Origin of the sequence: Proteiniclasticum sediminis, assembly GCF_018128025.1 — a bacterium.
In the GTDB taxonomy this organism is placed as follows: domain Bacteria; phylum Bacillota; class Clostridia; order Clostridiales; family Clostridiaceae; genus Proteiniclasticum; species Proteiniclasticum sediminis.
In genome coordinates, this window is the sequence record NZ_JAGSCS010000021.1 from 1 (window position 1) to 23,787 (window position 23,787).

Consider the following 23,787-nt stretch of genomic DNA (forward strand, 5'->3'; position numbering starts at 1 on the left):
GTACCACGCCGGAGCACATGCCAGAAAAGCATCAATCCTATCTGTTGTGGGACGGCGCTCGCTTTCTCCACTGGGCTAAACAGGTCGGCCCCCACACCGAGATTGTGGTGCAATCCATCTTAAATCACCACAAGATTGAACAGCAAGGGTATAAGTCCTGCTTCGGGTTACTCAAGCTTGCCGATCGCTATTCGCCGAAAAGGCTGGAGGCCGCGTGTCAACGCGCATTATCCTACACCCCTCAACCCAATTACCGCAGCATTCAAACGATTCTCAAGAATGGTTCTGATAAGTTAAAGGTAGACATCCCCGAAAAAACCTCCTCATCGACCCAGTATGGATACATTCGAGGAGCGGATTATTATGGGAAGGGGGATAAGAAATGACGAATCAGAGCACGGTGGATAAACTCCTGGAAATGCGCTTAACGACGATGGCTGAATCGTTCCAACTGCAACTACAGGATCCGGCCTATCAAGAGCTTTCCTTCGATGAACGGTTTGCCTTGATGGTGGATGAGGAATGGCTCCGCCGAAAGAATAACAAGCAAGCCCGATTGATTTCTCATGCCAGCTTTAAGTTCCCCTCAGCGTGCGCTGAGGACATCGACTATTTCCCGGACCGAAAACTGGATAAACCCCTGATCACCCGCTTGACGGCCTGCAACTATATTGTGGATAACCGAAATGTGATCATTATGGGCGCTTCTGGAAGTGGGAAGTCCTATCTGGCTTGCGCCTTAGGGGTAGCCGCATGCCGCAAGTTCTATACAGTACGGTACATCCGTCTTCCCGATTTGCTGGACGAGTTGGCGATGGCTCGCGGTGAGGGGACGTTCCAAAAGACAATTCGATAGTATAAAAAAGTCAACTTGCTGATCTTGGATGAATGGTTGCTGACCCCTCTTGGGGACACCGCTTCGCGGGATCTCCTTGAGATCATTGAAGCCCGTGATAAGGGATGTTCCACCATCTTCTGCTCGCAGTTCGCCAAGGCAGGATGGCATGAACGCATTATGGAAGGTACGATCTCGGATGCCATTCTTGACCGCGTAATCCATAACAGCTACAGTCTGGTGATTGACGGAAACCTCTCCATGAGAGAGCGGCATGCCTTGAAAGACTAGACCTCAAGAGGGGGCTACCGCGAGGTGGCCCCCAGCTGTGAAATCATGGCTCTCGAATCCCGAAGTAGTGGTTCTCGAATAACGTACGCTATGCTCTTTCAGAGCGTCATATTCAGTTGCTGTATAATTTTTTATCAATACAGAATCCATCTTGAAGGAACGTTAACCTTTAGAAATTATATTGGGAAATGTTCCAAATGTTTGAGAGTTATTGATACGATGGGGATTCATGAGGATGATTTAGTAGATCAAGAATATCTTTGTTAATTAAGCTGCATTTCTAAACCGCACTTACTTATGGCACGGTTCACCGCACCGTAAACTAAATAGGTGATGAAGTGTTTTTGTCATTAGAAGCCTTTCTATTTAACGCCAAACAAATTATGAGAGCATCCCATTCCTCCCAAATTAAGCAGAGGACATAGATGCTCTCATTTGTTAGTCTGCAAATGAGTATTCCGGCGAAGTTAAGCCATTAGGTGGCTCTCGTAAATCGGTATAATCAGAATAGATATAAATATTTTAAAAAAGAAATTTACTTGAACAGAGACATTTGCTCGATGCGATCAAAAGCTTCCTTCAGCATCTCCACTGAAACCGTCATAGCCAGTCTCAGATACCCTTCTCCAGAAGCGCCAAAGGCATTTCCAGGAATAACCAGTACATGAGCTTCTTCCAAAAGGCGTGTAGTCACTTTGGCAGAAGTCAGCCCCGTGGCTTTAATGTTTACGAAGAGGTAAAGACTGCCTCGAGGAGGAAGAACACTCATGTTCTTAAGCCCACAGATCCGCTCATAGGCATAAAAGGTGCGCTTTTTGTACTCCTCTACAATGAGCGGCTGAATCTCCTTCCGGAGTTTCAGCGCATGGATGGCTGCCCGCTGGGAGATGGAGGGTGCCGTAAAGACGTTATTCTCATTAACATTCTTCACCGTCGTAACCAGATATTCGGGAGCAAGGATATAGCCGATACGCCAGCCCGTCATGCAGAAATCTTTGGAGAAACTGCCGATGGTGATGGTTCTTTCCCGCATGCCTTTCAAGGTAGTGATGGGGATAAAGGGCTCAGCATAACTGAAGGCAGTGTAAATGTCATCGGAGACCACGATGAGGTCATGTTTGATCGCCACTTTTGCAATGGCTTCCAAGGTCTCCCGGGAGAAGCAGGTTCCCGTAGGATTATTCGGAGTGTTGAGGATCATGGCTTTGGTTCGTGGGGTGATGGCCCGTTCTAGATCCTCCACATTCAGCTGAAACGCATCTTCTTCCCGGGTGACCACCGGCACCGGAATGCCCCCCGCCAGGCGGATCTGCTGATCGTAGGGGGTAAAGTAAGGTTCATGGATGATTACTTCATCTCCGTCATCCAGGATGGTTTCCATGACCAGCCACATGGCGTGGCACGCGCTGGTGGTAACCATGCACTCACCCAAAGGGAAAGCATAGCCATATTCCTGCTGATAAAAGTCTTTGAGCCCCTCCCGAAGTTCCAGATCTCCATAACAGTCCGTATAGTGGGTATGGCCATCGAGGGCATCCTGGAAAGCAGCCTCGATGATCCGGCTGTCCGTGGTGAGGTCCGGGTCGCCGATGCTCAGGTTGATGAGATCCGGATACTGTCCCGCTAATCCCACACTGTCACCCAGGGGGGTGGAGTTATCCTTCCAGTAACGCTTGGCTAAGAATTTATGTTTCAATCTCAGGGGCCCCTTTCTTTTGTTCGTCATTTTTCAGTCTTATGTAGTAATCAAATTATCATAAATCTGCATAGATATTCAAGAGGAAAGTTTATTCTGAAAAGGCAAGAAGGGTAAGAAGTCCTATTTTGGATTGATTTATCATCAACAAACATCAAAGAGTTATCTAAATCGAGGTTTCCCATTATGCATTTTTATACTAAATTCTTGAACTAAAGGATTTCAATTGTCGGGAACCGGAAAACACTTTGACGATCTTATATTTTTTCTGGAAACCCACCATTCTTGGATTGACAGACAATTCAAAAACAGGTAGTATTGTACCAATTTAACATTGCTTTGCGAAAAGAGGCTGCATCATGTCAAGAGTACCCGCAGGGAAAGGGGCTGATGCCGAAGTATGAAAATACTGGGTCCATGCTGAAGAAGTATGGAACTGTTTCCCGGCCGTTGCCCAATGGCCTGGAATTGTGCTTTAGCAGAGCCGGGCGACTGCAAGGTGTAGACATAACCGTGAGCATTCGCTCACGGTTATTTTATATTTTAGGAGGCAAATCATGATCAGCGAAACACAGAAAGTCCATCCGGAAGAGCTCCACATCGGCGGGGTATCCGCCAGAGCCCTAGCAGAAAAATATGGTACACCTTTATACGTCATGGATGAAGAAGCCATTCGCCAGCGGATGCGGGAGTTTAAGTACGCCATGGGGAAAAGCTCCTTAGCCACCGATGTTCTCTATGCCTCCAAAGCCTTTTTGACCCTCGCCATGGTGAAGATCATCCAGGAAGAAGACCTGTCTCTGGATGTGGTCTCCGGGGGAGAGCTCTACACCGCCCTAGCGGCGGGATTTGATCCTTCAAGGATCTACTTCCACGGGAACAACAAGTCCCCGGAAGAGCTGGAATATGCCCTTGCCAGCGGCGTGGGAACCATCATTGTGGACAATGAGGATGAAGTGGAGCGCATGGAGAGTCTTTGGACCCCTTCGAATGGTCCCCAAAGCATTATTTTACGGGTAAACCCGGGCATCGAAGCCCATACCCACGAGTACATCAGCACCACCAAGAATGACTCAAAGTTTGGCCTCAGCATTTTCCAGGAAGAAACCCTATTGCTACTGCAAAGGCTCCAGGAGGACCCCCGGTTTAGCCTTCAGGGGATCCACTGCCACATCGGCTCCCAGATCTTTGAGAAAAGCTCCTTCTTTGCCGCCGCGGAGGAAATGCTCCAGTATGTGGCGAAGCTTTATAGCCAAGGGGTAGTGATCCGCACCCTCAACCTGGGTGGCGGATTCGGTGTCCGCTATGTGGAAGGCGATGAGCCCGTATCACCAGAGGATTTTCTCCCGGAGCTGTTAAAGATAGTGGAAAACCGCTGCCAAGAATTGGGGATCCCCCCGCTGAAGATACTCATCGAGCCGGGCCGAGCCATTGTGGCCAACGCCGGCACCACCCTTTACCGGGTAGGGGGAACCAAGACCACCTTTGGCGGGAAGAACTATGTGTTTGTGGACGGCTCCATGGCCGACCATATTCGGACTGTGCTCTACGGGGCAGAATATGAGGCGGTGCTTGCGGAGCGGATGACAGAACTCCCGGAGGAAACCTACACCATCACCGGGAAAGCCTGTGAATCCGGCGATATCCTGGTCCGGGAAGCAAGGCTGCCCAAGCCCCGAAAAGGAGAAATCCTGGCCATTCTTTCCACAGGAGCCTACCACTACTCCATGGCCTCCAACTATAACCGGCTGCCGAAACCTGCGGTGGTCATGGTCCGGGAGGGAAAGTCCCGGTTGGTGGTCAAACGGGAAACCTATGAAGATCTCATCCGTCAGGATGTGGAGGAGGAATACGAAGCATGAGAACCGTACTGAAATTTGGCGGATCCTCCGTGGCCGATGTGCCAAAAATGAAGGAAATCGCCCGGAAAATCAAAGCCCGGCAGGAACAGGGAGAATCCATCGTTGTGGTGGTCTCCGCCATGGGCAAGACCACCAGCCAGCTGCTGGAACTGGCCCAGACGGCGGCGAAGAATCCGTCCAAGCGGGAAGTGGATATGATGATCTCCACGGGGGAGCAGGTATCCATTGCTCTCCTTGCCATGATCCTCAATGAAATGGGCGTTGAGGCCGTCTCCTTCACGGGATTTCAGGCAGGGATCCTCACAGGGGGTATGCACACGAAAACCAAGATCCTGGACATCGACATCACCGCTGTGGAAAAGCAGCTGAACGAAGGACGCGTCGTGGTGGTGGCGGGTTTCCAGGGCTACAACGAAGAAGGCGAAATCACCACCCTGGGCCGGGGCGGCTCCGATACCACCGCCGTGGCCCTGGCCGCTAAGCTCGGATGCAGATGCGAGATCTACACCGATGTGCCCGGCATCTACGGCGTGGATCCTCGGCTTTACCCCAAGGCTCATCAGCTCCAGGAAATCACCTGGGAAGAGATGAAGGAAATGGCTTTTCTCGGAGCCAAGGTCATGGAGCCCCGCTCCGTGGATATCGCACAACACTATGGCGTAGAAATCTATGTGGGCTCCGCCCACGAAGACTGCGCTGGAACCTATATCAGAAAGGCAGGAATCAACGTGGAACAACGAAGCATCACCGGACTCTCCGTGGCCGACAATATCCTCATGGTCACCCTCCGGAACTTACCGGAGGACACCGCCCCCATCGCCTCCCTCTTTACCCGTTTGGCCAAGGAGGAAATCAACGTGGACATGATCGCTCAGATCCCCATGGAAAGCGGCGGAGTGGGACTGTCCTTCACCGCCCAGGCCCAAGACCAGGGGATGCTGGAGGAAGTGCTGAAAGAAGAGATGTCCACCCTTCCCGGGGTAACGGTGGAACTGGAGAAGAACATCTTCAAGCTCTCCGTGGTGGGCAGCGGCATGCGCACCCAAAGCGGTGTGGCGGCAAAGGTTTTCCAGCTGCTCTCGGAGAATGACATCCGCTTTAAGCAGGTCACGACCTCGGAAATCTCCATCTCCTATACTTTGGATCAGGCCCATAAGGAAAAGGCTGTGCGGATCATTGCCGAAGCCTTTGAACTGTAGGTGGTCCCATGAGATTTGTGAAGTACCATGGCACAGGCAATGATTTTCTTATCCCTTTAGATCCCGTGGAGGAAGAACAGCTTTCCCCAATCGCAAAGAAGCTGTGCCACCGGAACTTCGGTTTTGGCGCAGACGGCCTTCTTCGGGCCTTCCCGTCAGAGGTGGCGGACATCCGCATGGCGTACTACAACCAGGACGGCACAGTGGCTCCCATGTGCGGAAACGGCCTTCGCTGCTTCGCCCGTTACGTCCATGAAGAGGGGCTGGTGAAAAAGGAAGAGTTCACCGTGGAAACTTTAGCCGGGGTTTTGGCAGTAGATGTCCGAGAAGGCTATGACCAGATCCGGGTGGAACTGGGAAGCCCCACGTTTACCCTTTCCCCACCCCATACCCAGAGCGAACTGCAAGAGGGAAAGATCCTAAACCTGGAGGTCCAGGGGCGACCCTACAAACTGACGGCTCTCTTTCTCGGCACCCTCCACGGCGTGATCTTCACGCCGGAAGAGATCCCCGAAGAAGATGCCCGGGCCCTTTGTCATCATCCCTTCTTTCCCCAGCGGATCAACGTGAACTTTGTAAAGGTGGTGGATGGGGAGCATCTGGAAGTGCGAACCTATGAACGGGGTGTGGGCTACACCTTAGCCTGTGGCACCGGGGTGGGCGCATCCCAGGTGCTGGCGCATAAACTGGGACTAACGAAAAATACCGCCCGGGTGAAGGTCCCAGGCGGGGAACTGACGGTCTCTGTGGAGGAGAAAATGTATTTGAGCGGACCTGCGGTCCGCATTGGAAAAGGAGAGATGGACCTTGAATAAGATCAATGTGGCGATCGTGGGGGCCACCGGTATGGTGGGCCGTACCTTTATCCAGGTGCTGGAAGACCTGGAGGTTCCTATAGGAGAGCTGACCCTTCTGGCTTCGGAAAAGTCTGCCGGGAAAAAGGTAGTTTTCCGGGGGAAAGTACTGACGGTGGAAACCCTCACGGAAGAAGCCCTGGATCCTCAGCGCTTTCAGTATGCCCTGTTCTCCGCCGGAGCGGGAGTAAGCCTTCGGTTTGCCCCCGTGGCGGCCAGCCGAGGAATCACCGTCATCGATAACTCCAGCGCCTTCCGGATGGATCCGCAGATCCCCTTAGTGGTGCCGGAGGTGAACTTTTCTGCCGTTGGTCCCCAGGATCACCTCATCGCCAACCCCAACTGCAGCACCATTCAGTGTATGCTGGCCTTGAAGGTGACCCAAGAGCTCTTTGGCCTCAGCCGGGTGCTCTACACCACCTATCAGGCGGTTTCCGGCTCCGGATACCGAGGAGTGGAGGACCTGGAACGCACCCTGAAAGGCGAGGCTCCCCAGTTCTATCCCCAGCCCATTGCCGACAACTGTCTGCCCCATATCGATGTGTTTTTAGACAGCGGCTGCACCAAGGAAGAGCAGAAGATGATGGATGAAACAAGAAAAATCCTAGATCTTCCTGGACTTCCCGTATCGGCCACCTGTGTGCGGGTTCCGGTGAAAAACGGCCATAGCGTGGCCATGAATGTAACGACCGAAAAACCCCTGGATCTACCCCTCCTGGCAAAAGCATTGGCCTCCACGGAAGGCTTGCGGTTCTATTCGGAAGGGTATCCCACGGCTCGAGATGCTTCCGGCCAGGACCTGGTCCTTTTGGGGAGGATGCGAAGAGACGACAGTTTCCCCAACACCTTCCATCTCTGGACGGTGGCGGACAATATCCGCAAAGGGGCTGCCACCAATGCGGTGCAGATTCTGATGAAATTAATGGAGGAGAGAGCATGAAACTATGGAATGGCGCAGGAGTTGCCCTAGTGACTCCCTTCAAGGAAGGACAGATTGATTTTGATGCCCTGGAAAAGCTTCTGGAGTGGCAGATGGCCGAAGACACCGATGCCTTCATCATCGCCGGAACCACGGGAGAATCGGCAACCCTGACGAAGCATGAAAAGCTGGCCCTCTTTGAGTTTACCCTGAAGGTTGTCCAAGGCCGCGTGCCCGTCATCGCCGGAACGGGATCCAACAATACCGCCGATTCCATCGCCCTTTCCCGGGAAGCGGAAAAACTGGGCGTGGATGGCCTGCTTCTCGTGACTCCCTACTACAATAAACCCAGCCAGCGGGGACTCTATGCCCACTACAAGGCCATTGCCGAGAGCGTAAAGATTCCGGTGATTCTCTATAATGTGCCGGGAAGAACTTCTGTGGATCTTCTCCCGGAAACCGTGGTGGAACTGGCGAAGATCCCCAACATCCTGGGGCTGAAGGAAGCCTCGGGAAAGCCCCAGCGCTGCGGACAGATTCTGTCCCAGGTACCGGAAGGCTTCAAGATCTATTCGGGTAACGACAACGAGATTTTTGACTTTCTGAAAGAGGGAGGCCATGGGGTGATCTCGGTCCTCTCCAATGTGGCGCCCAAAGAGACCCATGACCTGGTGGCCCAGTACTTTGCAGGAAACAAGGAAGCATCCCAAAAGCTCCAGGAGGACCTGAACCCCCTCATCGATGTCCTCTTCATCGAGACCAATCCGGTGCCGGTGAAGGAAGCCCTGAACTTCATGGGGTATCAGGCGGGGGACTTCCGTCTGCCCCTGGTGGATCTGGCCCCGGAAAACCGGGAAAAGCTGCAGCAGGTGTTGGCCGAATATCATCTTTTACCGGGAGGAGGAGCAGAATGATCATTGGAATTTTTGGAGCCCAGGGTCAGATGGGGAAGGTCCTCACCGAGCTCTATGGCGAGGAACGGCCAGAGATCCAGATCCTCGCCATGGGTCGGAATCATCAGGAGCTTCCGCCAGCGGGACCTCATCCCCATGTGGTCATTGATTTTTCCCATAAGGATGCCCTGGAGTCCGTTTTGAGTCTCTGTAGGGGGAATCAGATCCCCCTGGTTCTGGCCACCACGGGCTACGATGCGGCGGATAAAGCGAAGATCGAGAAAGCTTCCCAGGAGATTCCCATTTTCCAAAGCGCCAATCTCAGTCTGGGTGTCCATGTGCTGAAAATCTTGGCGCGAGAAGCCGCAAGGCTTCTCGGAGACTCCGCCGATATTGAAATCATTGAAAAGCACCATAACCGAAAAAAAGATGCCCCCAGCGGTACGGCCTTGCTGCTGCTGGACGCGGTGACCAAAGAAGGGGAACCCCATAAAACCGTCCATGGCCGGGAAGGGCAGTCCCTCCGGGAAAAGGGCGAGATCGGTATCCATGCCGTTCGAGGGGGAACCCTCGTCGGAGAGCATACCCTGCTCTTCGCCCTGGAGAGTGAATCCCTGGAACTAACCCACCGCGGGGAATCCAAGAGACTCTTTGCCAAAGGCGCCATGAAGGCGGCCGACTACATCATCACCCAGGCACCCGGCCTTTATGGTATGGATGACCTGTTTGGAGGAGGAAAGATCCATGAATGAAGAATTTTTGACCGACGCTTATGCCATTGCGGCCTATATTAAGAATGCCGTGAAGAAGACTCCGGTAAAGCTCTATGTTAAGGGTGATCTCACCCCAAAGGACTTTGCAGGGCTCAAAGCCTTTGGCGCCTCAGGCTCCTTTACCGTCTTTGGGGAGAGCAGTGCCGTGGAACAGTTCCTGGAGGAGAAAAAAGAAAAAATTGAAGATCTGGTCCTGGAATGTGACCGGAGAAATTCTGCGATCCCACTTCTAGACCTAACAAAGGTGGATGCCCGAATTGAGCCGGGAGCCTACATTCGAGAGTTTGTCACCATCGCAAAAAGCGCGGTGATCATGATGGGCGCGGTGATTAACATCGGAGCCGTCATCGGGGAAGGCACCATGGTGGATATGAATGCCGTGGTGGGCGCCCGGGGAACCATCGGAAAAAACTGCCACATTGGAGCAGGAGCCGTGGTGGCCGGCGTGTTGGAACCACCGTCCAAGACACCGGTGATCATTGAGGATGGGGTCCTGGTGGGGGCCAATGCAGTAATCCTGGAAGGCGTCCGCATCGGACGAAATGCCGTGGTAGCTGCTGGAGCCGTGGTAACGGAGGATGTCCCGGAAGAGGCGGTGGTGGCAGGCTCGCCAGCGAAGATCATCAAGATGAAGGATGAAAAAACCCTGGAGAAGACGAAGATTTTGGAAGATTTGAGGTGAGAATATGACGTGGAGAGAAGAAGGGCAGAAGTACATCCTCCCCCTTTATGGTCGGCTGCCCCTGGACATTGTCCGGGGAGAGGGCATGTATCTTTTTGATTCCGAGGGGAAGCGCTACCTGGATTTTTACTCCGGGATTGCGGTAAACACATTAGGCCATGGTCATCCGGAGGTTCTGGCCGCGGTGGAGGAGCAGATGAAGAAATACTTCCATCTCTCCAACTATTTTGTCACCGAAAGCCAGGTGGAGCTGGCGAAGCTCCTAGTGGAAAACAGCTTTGCCGGCAAAGTGTTCTTTGCCAATTCGGGCACGGAAGCCAATGAAGCCATGATTAAGCTTGCCCGAAAGTACGGACGGGAAATCTCCCCCTCCAAGTTCCGCTTTGTGGCGCTGAACCGGGGATTCCATGGACGGACCCTGGGCGGATTGAGCCTCACGGCCAATCCAGCCTACAAGGAGCAGTTTGGCGATCTCATGCCTGGAGTGACCCATGTGGATCTCAACGACGCGGAAGCGCTGGAAAGAGCTGTAGATGATCATACCTGCGGAATTATCTTTGAGGTGATCCAGGGCGAAGGGGGACTTTCGGGGGTTAACCCAGAGTTTGTAAAAAGGATCAAGGAAGTGGCTAAAAAGCACAACGCCCTCATCCTGGTGGATGAGGTGCAGACGGGGCTGCTTCGAACGGGAAAGCTCTTTGCCTATGAGCATCTTGATCTGGTTCCCGATGCTATGACCCTGGCGAAAGGACTGGGAGGAGGACTCCCCATCGGGGCTCTCCTGGTGTCGCCCCGACTGGAAAATGTCTTAAAGCCTGGAGAACATGGCTCCACCTTTGGCGGAAATCCCGTGGCGGCAGCTGCGGGAGCGGCAGTGATGCGGGTACTTCTTCGGCCGGAGTTCCAGGAAAATGTTTGGGAATGCAGTACTTTGCTTCGAAAGGGACTGGAGGTCCTTCAGATGAAGTATCCGGAGATCATCGGGGAGATTCGGGGCAGGGGTCTCATGCTGGGCGTAGAGGTGGGAAGCCATGCCCTCACCTTAAGGGACTTCGCCCAGGAGGAAGGCCTCCTCCTCAACATCACGGGAAAGACGGTTCTTCGGCTTCTGCCGGCCCTCATCCTCACGAAAGTGGAGATTGAGGAATTTCTGAGAATCCTGGATAATGGAATGATGAAGATTGCCAAAGGAGAATGATCATGGAGCACATTGCACTGGAAAACTATGTCCGTGAAACTCGAAGAGCCCTGCACCGGATTCCGGAACTGGCCTTTGATTTGCCAAAGACCTCTGCCTATATTTATCAGGAACTCAAAAGTTTTGGCTATTCGCCCATCGCCACGGCAAAAACCGGATGGATAGCCGTGCTTCCGGGGAAGACGGAAGAGGCTGTGGCTTTCCGGGCGGATATGGATGCGTTGCCGGTGACCGAGGATACAGGCATGGATTTTGCCTCTGAACATCCCGGGAAAATGCATGCCTGCGGCCATGACGGCCATATGGCCATGCTGCTGGGCTTTGCCAAAAAGCTGAAAGTATTGCCCACCCCCGAGAAAACTGTAGTGCTGATCTTTCAGCCGGCAGAGGAGGCTCCAGGGGGTGCCCGGCTCATCATGGAGAGCGGGATCCTGAAAACATTGAAGGTCCAAAGCATCTTTGGTTTCCACCTCTATCCCGGGCTACCGGAAGGGGTTCTGGGTCTGACGAAAGGACCCATGATGGCAAGAAACGGAGAGTTTGATCTCACTATCCGAGGAAAAAGTTCCCATGCGGGACAGCCCCACGAAGGCGCGGATGCGCTCCTCGCTGGAGCATCCCTGGTGAACAGCATCCAGACCATCGGGTCCCGGAACCTGAATCCGCTTTCGCCCTTTGTGGTGAATGTGGGGACGTTTAACGCGGGCGAAGCCCGCAATATCGTCGCAGGACGAGCAGAACTTACGGGGACCATCCGCAGCTTTGACAAAGAGTCCTACAAGAAAATTAAAGAGAAGCTGCACCATCTGGCAAAAGGGGCCGAACTCAGCTATGGTGTCACGGTGGATCTGGAGATTCGGGATTATTATCCCGAGGTCAATAATGACGAGAACCTGGTGGAGAAGATCATGACCATGCTTCCTGAAAGTGCCTACCAAGTACTTAAACCGGTAATGCTGGCCGAGGACTTCTCCTTCTACCAGCAGAAGATTCCCGGGGTATTCATGTTCTTAGGGACCAGAAAACCGGAGGAACCCTATTATTCTCTGCACAGTGCCAAGTTTAATTTTGACGAACAGCTCTTGCAGTTGGGGATTGAGTACTACACACAGATTATTAACATTTTATAAATATAAAACTGATAATAAAACACGTTAATCAGAATATGATTAACGTGTTTTATTATCAGTTTTGCAAATTGAATTAAATCTAATCAGACTGAAGATGATCAATTTAAAACAATTGCATAATGCAGAATGGAATAAATAGCACTAAAAAATGTCTAAAATCTAGTGGAATAATTTGATTTATTAATGTAAAGTGAAAAGTAAGAAAGTTCAATCTTTAACACAGGCTAATGCTATTCAATAGAAAGTTGAATAGCGTTTATTCAGGGTATTAGGAAATTAAACCTATGAATTATCCATAACTCACCAATTAATAATAGCAGAGACCCGATTATTGGACAGTATATGCTATAAAGTGTAAGAAATAAACGAATACTTGGAGGAGAATTATATGAGTATTGCTCGTTTCACAGAAGACGGAAGAGAACAGCTGCTACAAGATCATTTGTTCTCTGTTGCAAATCTCGCAAAGAGATATGCTGAAAAAATTGGGCTGGGAAGTTTTGGTGAAGTAAGCGGATTGTTACATGATTATGGAAAGTATGATCTTAGGTTTCAACGGTATTTGAATTCTGCCAGCGGAAAATATAAGTATTGTGATGCAGATTATCTTGATCCCGTTGCAAATAAAGGAAAGATAGACCATTCCACTCCAGGAGCGTTATATCTTAAGAATGTAAATGGGCTACATCAGAATATAAAAGAAATACTCACATTAATTACAGCTGTGCATCATGGTGGACTGATCGATTTCATATCACCAGATGGAACTATGCCATTAAGTAAACGTCTTGAAAAATCGATGAGTACAGATGGGTTTCAAAAGGCCGAAAAGGATAAGTTTGATTTCGAACTTAGTCGACGAGTAAACGTTGAAAAACTACAGCAAGAGTACAAAGAGTACATAAAGAAGTTTAAGAATATCGAGAATAATAACATTCGGCTATTCCTAATGGGATTAACGATCAAATTTCTCTATAGCTGTCTTATCGATGCTGATCGTACGGATTCTACAGCATTTGAGGATTCAGATAAGTATTCAATTTTATATGATAATCAACCGAATTGGGAGCAAATGATTCAAGCGCTTGAGAAGCACCTTACTCGTTTTAAAGTTAGAAATGACATTGACCTTTATCGGAGAAAGATATCTGATCAATGTCAGGAGAAAGCAGGATTACCAGGTGGGATCTTCAGGCTAAACGTACCTACAGGTGGGGGGAAGACCTTGGCAAGTCTAAGATTTGCCCTTGAGCATGCTAAGAAGAATAATCTTGATCACATATTCTATATAATTCCATATACGTCAATCATTGATCAGAATGCAGAAGATGTAAGAGCTATTTTTAAGGAATACGGGTTGGAAGATCTTGTTTTAGAGCATCATTCTAATCTGACCGATGAAAAAAATACAGAAATCAATAATATTTTAATGGATAATTGGAATGCACCCATTGTGTTTACAACTATGGTCCAGTTCCTAGAAGCTTTGTTCGCAGGAGGAACAAGAAGTCCGAGAAGGTTTCATCAGTTAGGAAAATCGGTTATTATCTTTGATGAGATACAGACTATTGGAATTAAAAATATCTTTATGTACAATGCTGCCATACAATATTTGACTGAGTTTGCAGGGTCGAGTGTAGTGTTGTGTACTGCGACTCAACCTGTTCTTGATAATGAAATATTGGCACCTCATCAGCTAAAGATTTCAGAGCATAACGATATTTCTGCTGGAATTCCAGAGATGGATCAAGTCTTTGAACGAGTGAAGACGATAGATAAGAGCGGGATATTGAACTGGTCACACTCAGATACCGTCGAAATTATCATGAATGAATTTAAAAATGGTAATTCGGTTTTAACCATTACGAACACAAAAAATGCAGCAAAGGAGCTTGTTGAGCTGATTTCCAGTAAGCTAACCATGCCCTATCATTTGAGCACAAGTATGTGTGCCAGACATCGTAAGGAGATCCTGAAGAAGATCAGAGAAGATTTGGTTAAACATCAAAAAAAAGAAGGACCTCCGGTTATCTGTGTAAGCACACAATTGATTGAAGCGGGTGTCGATGTTGATTTCGATGCGGTCATACGTCATTTAGCTGGTGTGGATAGCATTGTTCAAGCTGCGGGAAGATGCAACCGAAGTGGGTTAAGGGAAGAACTTGGGAGACTCTATGTGGTAGATCCTATTGAGGAGAAGATCGCAAAACTTGAGGACATTAGAAGAGGAAGAGAAGTTACAAAAAGAGTTTTCAGCGATTTTTACGAGCAAAATCCGAATAAAGATCTTCAGATTATTAACCCGATAGTAATTCAGAATTATTTTACGCAGTATTACTTTAATCGAAAGTCACAGATGGACTATCCCGTTTTTTTAGGAAAGTATGAAGTTAGTGATAATTTATTCCGTCTTCTATCCTCTAATGAGATCAGTCGATGTCAGGCAAATCGAATAAATTCAACGAGCGCTCCATATTTTGCTTATGCGTTTCAAACAGCTGCAAATGAATTTAAGGCCATCGATGCGCTAACACAAGGAGTAATCGTGCCATATTTAGAGGGGAAAGAGATTATTAATCGACTTTGCGCAAGTAAGAATCCTTATGAAATTTCAGCACTACTTAAAGAAGCACAGCAGTATTCGATAAATCTTTTCGACTATCAAATTAAAGAGTTATTTAAAAATCAATATTTGCATGAAACCCAGATTAAGTCAGGAATATTTTATCTTAGTGAGGAGGGATATGATGATACTTACGGGCTGTACCTAAATGACCATCCAGAAAATGTCTATATTTTTTAAGAAGGAGGAACCTATGCGAAATCAAATCGAGTTTGTGGTCTATGGAAGATATGCTTTGTTTACGGATCCCTTAACACGAGTCGGGGGAGAAAAATGCAGCTATCAGATTCCCACATATCAGGCGCTAAAAGGGATTTGTGAATCGATTTATTGGAAACCGACTTTTAATTGGGTTATTGATTCTATTAGAGTTATCAATCCTATCCGATTGCAGTCTCAAGGAATTCGACCGATTGGATACAATGGTGGGAATAGTCTTTCTTACTATACATATTTAGTCGAGCCAAAATACGAAGTAAGAGCACATTTTGAGTGGAATTTATTTAGGGACGACCTGTCCTTTGATCGTAATGAAGGGAAACACCACAGTATCGCCGTTCGTATGCTAGAGAAAGGTGGTCGGAGAGATATTTTTTTGGGTACAAGAGAATGCCAAGGTTATGTAGAACCCACGAAATACGGTGATGCTACAAGTTATTACCAAGGACAAGAGGAAATGGCTTTTGGACTACTGTACCACAGTTTTATTTATCCATCAGAAAGCGGACAATCAGAGCTATTAGCAACTTTTTCGGCTCCAATTATGCGTCATGGCGAAATTGTTTACGATGATAAAATTGAAGACTTACCCAAGAGGTTTGTTCGTAATTATGCTTATGAGAAGATAATGACCTCTGGCCTTCAAGAGTTTGAAGAAGGAGGCTGGATTTAGTGAGCTGGATCACATCGTTGTATGACACTTATGTAAAAAATACATCAATGATTGGAAATGAACTTGACAGTGAAGTGCCATTAATTCCTGTTTTTCACATGACCATGCAAGCAACTATTGAAGTCGCTCTCAACGAAAAAGGTGAGTTTCGACGGGCAGAAATTGTGGATGGATCTGAGCAAACAATAATCATACCATGTACGGAAGCTTCATCTGTTCGTGCAGGACAAAAGCCCGAACCACATCCTTTAATTGATAAGTTGCAGTATTTAGCTAAAGATTATGATCGGTATGGTGAAAAGTATCACGGCTATGACAAATATTTAGAACAGCTGAAAAAATGGGCCGATCATGAAGGTGTAGACTCAAAAGTGCGAGCTATATATCGGTATATTGAAACAGGAACATTAATATCTGATCTAATTGAAAGTCAGGTTTTTACTCTTGACGCAGACACTCTAAGTTGGGGGATAAGAGCAGAACAAGCCAAACCAAAGCTGAAACCTAATGAATCTGTTATTCGATGGGTTGTTGAAGAACCAGGGGTTTTAGAAAGTCGAACTTGGAAATCGAAAGACTTAATGGATAGCTGGATCGAATATTACCTTTCAACTCAACAGGAAATTGGGTTTTGCTATGTATTAGGTCAGATGGTTCCTCTGGCTGATAAGCACCCTAAAAATATCTATAACATGACGGCGAATGCAAAAATTATAAGTTCTAATGATAGTGTTAACTACACATATCGTGGCAGAGTAGAGAGCCCTGCTGAAAGCTATGGTCTCAGCCTGGAAGTCTCACAAAAAGCGCATAATGCATTGCGGTGGCTCATTGCAAAACAAGGTTATAATCGAGGGCGCAAAACTATGATCTGTTGGACCAATACAGGGGTTAAAGTGCCCGACATATATGATGATGGATTTGGTTTTTTAGATTCTGAAGATTTGGAACAAACAGAAACAATAGATACAGGAGAGTATCTAGCATCAAGCCTGAAGAAAAAATTGAGAGGTTATCATAGCACCTTTGACAAGAGTACTCTCGTAAATCTGCTAGCTTTAGAATCAGTGACCGATGGGCGATTATCTATTACTTACTATAAGCAAATGGGAGCCTTAGATTTTATCGAGCGTCTGGAGAACTGGAATAATCACTGTCAATGGCTGCATCGATATTATCGTATTACAGTTGGGCAAGATAAGTATAAGAATGTTCCATTTATAGGAGCACCATCTCCGATTAATATTGCTGAGACTGTCTACGGAAATCGCAAGAATGTTGATGAGCGGCTAAAGTTAAAAACCGTTGAACGCATACAAAACTGTATTTTTGACGGAACACTTATCCCTCTTGACTTGGTCAGGATGGCTTTTCAAAACACAGTAAACCGCGAGGGTTACACCGATGAGGGGCTGTTTGAAAAATCATTAAGTATTACATGTGCACTGGTGAAGAAGTACTATTTTGACTACAAAAAGGAGGTATATACAATGGCACTAGATAAAGAAAGAACGAGTCGTGATTATCTATATGGAAGGCTTTTAGCAGTTGCTCAAAATGTCGAACAGTGGGCATTAAGCAAGGCAGGGGAACAGAGACTGACTAATGCAGATCGCTTACTAAATCGTTTTTCTACGCATCCCTATACGACTTGGCAAACGTTAGAAGTGGGGCTAAAGCCATATTTGGATCGATTAAGTGGAGCGGGTTCAACACATCGAGAACAGTTAATCGATGAAATCATGTCATTGTTCAATCCAGAGGAGTTTATGAATAACCAACCTCTCGAAGGTGAATTCTTGCTCGGATATCATTGCCAGCGAGAAGATTTAAGAAGAAAAAAAGAGTTTGTAGCTGCAACGAATCACGATGAAAATGGAGGGAATGAGTAATGTTAAACCACAAGTATGATTTTGTCGGAGTTATTTGTGTCAAGAATGCCAACCCCAATGGTGATCCACTAAATGGAAACCGACCAAGAATTAACTACAATGGAATTGGTGAAATCTCAGACGTTTGCTTAAAGAGAAAGATCAGAAATCGACTTTTGGACGCAGGAGAACAGATCTTTGTGCAATCCGAAGACTATAAGGTTGATACCTTTACTAGTCTTCGCGATCGTGCTGAAGGAATTTTGTCAAAAGAAGCCTTTAGTGATAAGGAAAGGCTGAGAGAAGAAGCATGCGGTACATGGATAGATGTACGTGCCTTTGGGCAACTATTTGCATTTAAGAGTAAGGATAAAAAGACAGCAGGGGTATCAGAAGGTATTAGAGGTCCAGTTAGTATTCACAGTGCTTATAGTGTTGATCCGATTAATATTTCAACGATTCAAATTACCAAAAGTGTCAACAGCGAAGGGGATGGCACAACGAGGGGATCGGACACCATGGGATCCAAGCATCGTGTAGATTTTGGGGTATATACTTTTGCGGGGAGTATCAATGCGCAGTTGGCAAGTCGCACAGGTTTTACAGACGAAGATGCTGAAAAGATAAAGCAAGCAATTTATAAGATGTTTGAAAATGACGCATCTTCAGCAAGACCGGATGGAAGTATGCAAATGGTGAAACTCTTTTGGTGGAAGCATAACAATCCATCCGGTCAGTATTCATCAGCAAAGGTTCATCAATGTGTGAAAATTGAGCGGATAAATGGGGTAATGGAACCGGTTTCCATGGATGACTATGAAGTGAAACTGACAAACCTGGATGGACTTGAGGTTGAGATCATCGAAGGATTTTAGGAATGAGAGAAGATGATTATTTAATGATTTCTGGAATCCAGCATTACTTTTATTGCATGAGACAATGGGCATTGATTCATGTAGAGGATCAGTGGCAATCAAATGTTTATACAGTTAGAGGAGATATCGTACATACGCGTGTAGATGATCCCTGGTTTGTAGAATCGAGAAATGATAGGATCATTGCTCGAAGTGTGGCCCTTGTTTCTCATAAATTAAGTTTTTATGGTGTATCAGATGCTGTTGAGTACATTAAAAATTCGCATGGTGTAAACCTTCAAGGCCAAGAGGGGAGGTTTATCATCCATCCTGTTGAGTATAAAGCAGGGAAGCCAAAGGCTGATCTTTGCGACAGAGTACAGCTTTGTCTTCAGGCGATGTGTCTCGAAGAAATGTACAATGCAAAAATCGCCAGTGGTTCTTTGTATTACGCAAAAACTAGGCATCGTTTATCGGTAGAAATGACAGATGAACTGCGAGAGATAACTTTAAAGACTGTATTAGACATGCATCAAATCATGGAACAAGGGCAAACTCCAACAGAAAAGTACACGGAGAAGTGTGATCATTGCTCAATGTATAATATTTGCTTACCAAAGATCTTAACTAAAAAAATCCGCGTAGCCGATTATATTATATCTTCGCTAGAAAGCGATGAGGGAAGCCCATGAGGAAATTGAGAAATACACTTTACATTACTCAAGATGATATGTATTTATATCGTGACGGTGAGACAATTGTATTGGAAAAAGATCGAGTTAAAGTAAAGCAATTGCCGATTCATAATCTGGAAGGTGTAGTTTTCCTTAATCATGCTACAGTGACTCCGCAAGTTTTAGAGCTTTGTTCGAGTCATCAGGTCCATGTATCGTACATTTCCCATACAGGACAATACTTAGTAAAAATTCAAAATCCAACGCAAGGGAATGTGGTACTTCGACGCGATCAATATCGTATTGCAGATGACAAAAATCACTCATTAAGGATTGCTCAAAGCTTTTGTATTGGGAAGATTTTTAATTCGCGGGTTGTCCTGCAGAGATTACTCCGAGACCACCATGATAAAGTTCCAACTAGAGAAGTAGAAAATTCAATCTCGCTACTTCAGAATTCCATTCGAAAAGTCACTTACACGAACACATTATTTGACTTACTCGGTTTGGAGGGTGATGCAGCGAAAAACTACTATCAAGTATTCGATCACCTAATCCTTAGTAAGGATCAGGGATTCGTTTTTTCAGGGCGATCAAGGCGACCACCCAAAGATGAAGTTAATGCGCTCTTATCATATTTCTATATGTTATTAGCGCATGAAGTAGAGTCAGCGCTAGAAACCGTAGGTTTAGATCCGCAAGTTGGGTTTTATCATCAGATTCGGTCTGGTCGCTCATCATTAGCTCTGGACATGATGGAAGAGTTGAGACCATTTATTGTTGATCGATTTGTAGTCACGATGATCAATAATAAAGAGATATCAAAAAAAGATTTTTTCGTACAAGAAAATGGAGGATACCTTATTGCGCAAGAAGCTAAAAGCAAACTGCTGCAAAAGTGGCAAATCCGAAAAAATGACATGATTGTCCATCCGTATACAAAAGAGAAAATAGAAGTGGGCTTAATTCCATATGTTCAGGCACTGCTCCTGGCTCGTTATGTTCGTGGGGAAATGGATGCATATCCTCCATTTCTAATGAGGTGATGCAATGCTGGTGCTGATAACTTATGATGTATCAACTGTTTCTACAGGTGGAGCGTCGAGGTTGAGAAGAATAGCAAAACAGTGTACAAATTACGGGCAAAGAGTTCAATATTCTGTGTTTGAGTGCGTTGTTGATGCTGGTCAATTGGAGCTACTAAAAAATAAGTTACTTAAGATAATGGATGATAATCATGATAGTCTGAGACTTTATATTCTTGGAAATAACTACAAATCAAAAGTTGAGCATTATGGAGTTAAGTATGTTGAAAACATTGAAGAGCCTTTGATCTTATAACGCGAAGGTAAAGTAAACATCAGAAGATTCTAAATTACGAAATACTGATATACGCAGTAGATCTTAGCTTAAGACAAATTTGATAAATAACAGAATAATTTATTTCGACCTTCGCGGAAAAATTGGCTCAATTATCCTGTTTATAAGGCTTTTAAGATACTACTGTCACTCCCCATGCGGGGAGTGTGGATTGAAATGGGTTTCGGTTCCAGGGTCTGCTCCTTGCTGCGTCACTCCCCATGCGGGGAGTGTGGATTGAAATTCTGCGGCGCCGCTGGCGGTGTTTAGCGGAAGGTCACTCCCCATGCGGGGAGTGTGGATTGAAATATATACTTATCCAACGACTTTTATAACAATGGGTCACTCCCCATGCGGGGAGTGTGGATTGAAATGGATCGAACTCAAGCTCGCGGAAGAGCGCCTCGTCACTCCCCATGCGGGGAGTGTGGATTGAAATCATATTAGGAAGTAAAGATATAAGATAAGATGGTCACTCCCCATGCGGGGAGTGTGGATTGAAATTTCGCCTGGCACAAAGTTTAGGGGTGGCACAAGTCACTCCCCATGCGGGGAGTGTGGATTGAAATTCCTACTTTGCCAAAGTGGCTTTGAACAACTTGTCACTCCCCATGCGGGGAGTGTGGATTGAAATAGCAACAATGGGCCGGAAATCCTCCGGCGGGGAGTCACTCCCCATGCGGGGAGTGTGGATTGAAATTATATCCTCGCTTGCGTAGGTAGTCGGATAAGGTCACTCCCCATGCGGGGAGTGTGGATTGAAATTTTTACAGGCGCTCAAGTCATTGACAAGCTCAAGTCACTCCCCATGCGGGGAGTGTGGATTGAAATTATCTTAAATCACCGGATACGACTTGTCAACCGTCACTCCCCATGCGGGGAGTGTGGATTGAAATCCGGTGACTAGCCTTTGGTATCTCTCCGCCAGTGGTCACTCCCCATGCGGGGAGTGTGGATTGAAATACAGCCTCAGACAGGGTCTTATTGTAGAGCTTGTCACTCCCCATGCGGGGAGTGTGGATTGAAATTTTCCCGACAGCACAGCCGGCAGTACCTCGACGTCACTCCCCATGCGGGGAGTGTGGATTGAAATTGTCTTAGTGTAGGTGGTGGCCTTGTCCGCTTGTCACTCCCCATGCGGGGAGTGTGGATTGAAATAGGAAGTGCGTGCACCATGCGATCGATTGTCACGTCACTCCCCATGCGGGGAGTGTGGATTGAAATATCTAAGAACTTTAACTAGGGATAGGTACTTAAGTCACTCCCCATGCGGGGAGTGTGGATTGAAATGTGCATTTCGGATCAAGACCACGAAAGATGACAGTCACTCCCCATGCGGGGAGTGTGGATTGAAATTTCGAGCTCCACCGAGATGATTTCGTCGGGTAGGTCACTCCCCATGCGGGGAGTGTGGATTGAAATATAAATAAAGTTACCTCTATTCGCTTCCTGTAGTCACTCCCCATGCGGGGAGTGTGGATTGAAATAAATGAATTAACTCTGTATGACTAAAATCTGAGTCACTCCCCATGCGGGGAGTGTGGATTGAAATTGCTCGCTAGATAAAAGTTGAAAAGTAGCCAAAGTCACTCCCCATGCGGGGAGTGTGGATTGAAATCTATTGATGTGATAGCACTCGCCTTAAAATCTGTCACTCCCCATGCGGGGAGTGTGGATTGAAATAACAAGCTATTTTGGATCGACTTGCAGCTTTGGTCACTCCCCATGCGGGGAGTGTGGATTGAAATCACAAACTTACGTGAGGCAAATCAATATCGAAGTCACTCCCCATGCGGGGAGTGTGGATTGAAATTGATAACGGTAAAAAATAATTCGCTTTACCAAGGTCACTCCCCATGCGGGGAGTGTGGATTGAAATAACAAAGCTGCAAGACGTTGGTTATACAAAGCGTCACTCCCCATGCGGGGAGTGTGGATTGAAATTTTACCTCCTCCGGCTGGTCAATGACAAATCCGTCACTCCCCATGCGGGGAGTGTGGATTGAAATAAGGGCGAAATGGAACGGCTTTACCCCGAGAGGTCACTCCCCATGCGGGGAGTGTGGATTGAAATGCCCATGGGATACGGTGTTGCGATTTTCGGAAGGTCACTCCCCATGCGGGGAGTGTGGATTGAAATAACTCACCTACCTGGCATGCAAGGAACTTAACGTCACTCCCCATGCGGGGAGTGTGGATTGAAATCTCCTTGATAGCGAAACCCCGGCAAATAGCTGGTCACTCCCCATGCGGGGAGTGTGGATTGAAATATTCTGGAACAGAAATTTGGGAATGACGGTTAGTCACTCCCCATGCGGGGAGTGTGGATTGAAATTGGAAATAATCTTTCTTTTAAAATAGCATCTAGTCACTCCCCATGCGGGGAGTGTGGATTGAAATTTGTCAAATCCGATCTGTCTGATCTTGAATCCGTCACTCCCCATGCGGGGAGTGTGGATTGAAATTTTTAAAATAGCATCTAATACAAATTCAGAAAGTCACTCCCCATGCGGGGAGTGTGGATTGAAATGCCATTTGATGCACAAGCGGATTAAGATAATCGTCACTCCCCATGCGGGGAGTGTGGATTGAAATATTGAGTGACTGGATTACTGCTCCTGGCTTGTGTCACTCCCCATGCGGGGAGTGTGGATTGAAATTCCAGATCGTTGATGAAAGAATAGGATAGCCCGTCACTCCCCATGCGGGGAGTGTGGATTGAAATAGGGGCAGGGCAAAGCCCTTGCCCCCTGTTATGTCACTCCCCATGCGGGGAGTGTGGATTGAAATATGGCTTACGATGCTCCCGTAGAGTTCCTTGAAGTCACTCCCCATGCGGGGAGTGTGGATTGAAATCTGAGAGACATCTTCACGCAGCTGCAGCTCTCGTCACTCCCCATGCGGGGAGTGTGGATTGAAATGGAATCAAGGAAGTCGAACTCGACAACCACTCGTCACTCCCCATGCGGGGAGTGTGGATTGAAATTGCATTTCACTAAGGTAGCGGTTAAAGTTGTGGTCACTCCCCATGCGGGGAGTGTGGATTGAAATTCCAGGAAGCTTGGCCATGGTAGTTTCCCTCTGTCACTCCCCATGCGGGGAGTGTGGATTGAAATATGATCCATTGGGTTCCACTCTTCCACGCCATTGTCACTCCCCATGCGGGGAGTGTGGATTGAAAT

The 23,787-nt window shown here is 47.3% G+C and carries 17 protein-coding genes, 2 pseudogenes, 1 CRISPR repeat array and 1 riboswitch (1 of these 21 only partly in view); of the genes and pseudogenes, 18 read left to right on the plus strand and 1 reads right to left on the minus strand.

Translation table 11 applies throughout. The features are described from left to right. Together KCG48_RS12495 and istB are read left to right on the plus strand one after the other, a co-directional pair. A pseudogene (locus tag KCG48_RS12495) lies at nucleotides 1-386 on the plus strand (IS21 family transposase); the annotation flags it as partial. Beyond that, nucleotides 383-1,126, plus strand: a pseudogene (gene istB / locus KCG48_RS12500) (IS21-like element helper ATPase IstB). The pseudogenes KCG48_RS12495 and istB, both read left to right, overlap by 4 nt. Before the next feature lie 535 nt (nucleotides 1,127-1,661). Here the strand turns inward: istB and KCG48_RS12505 are convergent. After that, a complete protein-coding gene (locus KCG48_RS12505) occupies nucleotides 1,662-2,822 on the minus strand; it encodes a pyridoxal phosphate-dependent aminotransferase (protein WP_211802541.1) in 1,161 nt (386 codons plus the stop codon). A 338-nt stretch (nucleotides 2,823-3,160) separates the two neighbouring features. After that, nucleotides 3,161-3,306: riboswitch (Lysine riboswitch) on the plus strand. Nucleotides 3,307-3,379: 73 nt separating this feature from the next. Here KCG48_RS12505 and lysA point away from each other — a divergent pair. The 16 genes from lysA to cas2 all read left to right on the plus strand — a co-directional run bounded on the left by lysA (nucleotide 3,380) and on the right by cas2 (nucleotide 20,587). Continuing rightward, on the plus strand, nucleotides 3,380-4,684 hold the full coding sequence (gene lysA / locus KCG48_RS12510) for a diaminopimelate decarboxylase (RefSeq protein ID WP_211802542.1): 1,305 nt from the start codon (nucleotides 3,380-3,382) through the stop codon (nucleotides 4,682-4,684). Next, on the plus strand, nucleotides 4,681-5,883 hold the full coding sequence (locus tag KCG48_RS12515; RefSeq protein ID WP_211802543.1) for an aspartate kinase: 1,203 nt from the start codon (nucleotides 4,681-4,683) through the stop codon (nucleotides 5,881-5,883). The genes lysA and KCG48_RS12515 overlap by 4 nt, the downstream gene beginning before the upstream one ends. A gap of 8 nt (nucleotides 5,884-5,891) precedes the next feature. Then, nucleotides 5,892-6,698 (plus strand): diaminopimelate epimerase, encoded by an 807-nt coding sequence (dapF, locus tag KCG48_RS12520; protein WP_211802544.1) that lies wholly within the window; start codon nucleotides 5,892-5,894, stop codon nucleotides 6,696-6,698. Further along, nucleotides 6,691-7,677: an aspartate-semialdehyde dehydrogenase gene (locus KCG48_RS12525; RefSeq protein ID WP_211802545.1), complete on the plus strand. Its 987-nt coding sequence runs from the start codon at nucleotides 6,691-6,693 to the stop codon at nucleotides 7,675-7,677. The genes dapF and KCG48_RS12525 overlap by 8 nt, the downstream gene beginning before the upstream one ends. After that, nucleotides 7,674-8,570, plus strand: coding sequence for a 4-hydroxy-tetrahydrodipicolinate synthase (dapA, locus tag KCG48_RS12530; protein ID WP_211802546.1), 897 nt, complete (start codon nucleotides 7,674-7,676; stop codon nucleotides 8,568-8,570). Before KCG48_RS12525 ends, dapA begins: the two co-directional genes overlap by 4 nt. Further along, the gene (dapB, locus tag KCG48_RS12535; protein ID WP_211802547.1) at nucleotides 8,567-9,301 is read left to right on the plus strand and encodes a 4-hydroxy-tetrahydrodipicolinate reductase; all 735 of its coding nucleotides are present in this window, start codon (nucleotides 8,567-8,569) and stop codon (nucleotides 9,299-9,301) included. The genes dapA and dapB overlap by 4 nt, the downstream gene beginning before the upstream one ends. Then, nucleotides 9,294-10,004: a 2,3,4,5-tetrahydropyridine-2,6-dicarboxylate N-acetyltransferase gene (gene dapD / locus KCG48_RS12540; RefSeq protein ID WP_211802548.1), complete on the plus strand. Its 711-nt coding sequence runs from the start codon at nucleotides 9,294-9,296 to the stop codon at nucleotides 10,002-10,004. Before dapB ends, dapD begins: the two co-directional genes overlap by 8 nt. 4 nt (nucleotides 10,005-10,008) lie before the next feature. Further along, nucleotides 10,009-11,202: an aspartate aminotransferase family protein gene (locus tag KCG48_RS12545; protein WP_211802549.1), complete on the plus strand. Its 1,194-nt coding sequence runs from the start codon at nucleotides 10,009-10,011 to the stop codon at nucleotides 11,200-11,202. A 2-nt stretch (nucleotides 11,203-11,204) separates the two neighbouring features. Continuing rightward, nucleotides 11,205-12,332 carry a M20 metallopeptidase family protein gene (locus KCG48_RS12550; protein WP_211802550.1) on the plus strand — a complete coding sequence of 376 codons (1,128 nt, stop codon included), beginning with the start codon at nucleotides 11,205-11,207 and terminating at the stop codon, nucleotides 12,330-12,332. A 388-nt stretch (nucleotides 12,333-12,720) separates the two neighbouring features. Next, nucleotides 12,721-15,135, plus strand: coding sequence for a CRISPR-associated helicase Cas3' (gene cas3 / locus KCG48_RS12555; protein ID WP_211802551.1), 2,415 nt, complete (start codon nucleotides 12,721-12,723; stop codon nucleotides 15,133-15,135). 13 nt (nucleotides 15,136-15,148) lie between these two features. Then, a complete protein-coding gene (gene cas5c / locus KCG48_RS12560; protein ID WP_211802552.1) occupies nucleotides 15,149-15,847 on the plus strand; it encodes a type I-C CRISPR-associated protein Cas5c in 699 nt (232 codons plus the stop codon). After that, nucleotides 15,847-17,739 carry a type I-C CRISPR-associated protein Cas8c/Csd1 gene (cas8c, locus tag KCG48_RS12565; protein WP_211802553.1) on the plus strand — a complete coding sequence of 631 codons (1,893 nt, stop codon included), beginning with the start codon at nucleotides 15,847-15,849 and terminating at the stop codon, nucleotides 17,737-17,739. The genes cas5c and cas8c overlap by 1 nt, the downstream gene beginning before the upstream one ends. After that, complete coding sequence (cas7c, locus tag KCG48_RS12570; RefSeq protein ID WP_211802554.1) at nucleotides 17,739-18,593, plus strand: type I-C CRISPR-associated protein Cas7/Csd2; 855 nt, start codon at nucleotides 17,739-17,741, stop codon at nucleotides 18,591-18,593. The genes cas8c and cas7c overlap by 1 nt, the downstream gene beginning before the upstream one ends. A gap of 2 nt (nucleotides 18,594-18,595) precedes the next feature. Then, the gene (gene cas4 / locus KCG48_RS12575; RefSeq protein WP_211802555.1) at nucleotides 18,596-19,264 is read left to right on the plus strand and encodes a CRISPR-associated protein Cas4; all 669 of its coding nucleotides are present in this window, start codon (nucleotides 18,596-18,598) and stop codon (nucleotides 19,262-19,264) included. Then, nucleotides 19,261-20,292, plus strand: a complete 1,032-nt coding sequence (cas1c, locus tag KCG48_RS12580) for a type I-C CRISPR-associated endonuclease Cas1c (protein WP_211802556.1) — start codon at nucleotides 19,261-19,263, stop codon at nucleotides 20,290-20,292. The genes cas4 and cas1c overlap by 4 nt, the downstream gene beginning before the upstream one ends. A 4-nt stretch (nucleotides 20,293-20,296) precedes the next feature. Further along, nucleotides 20,297-20,587, plus strand: a complete 291-nt coding sequence (gene cas2, locus KCG48_RS12585) for a CRISPR-associated endonuclease Cas2 (protein WP_211802557.1) — start codon at nucleotides 20,297-20,299, stop codon at nucleotides 20,585-20,587. A gap of 164 nt (nucleotides 20,588-20,751) precedes the next feature. Continuing rightward, nucleotides 20,752-23,787: a CRISPR direct-repeat array (repeat unit 33 nt; unit sequence GTCACTCCCCATGCGGGGAGTGTGGATTGAAAT); it runs 8,818 nt beyond the window's last position.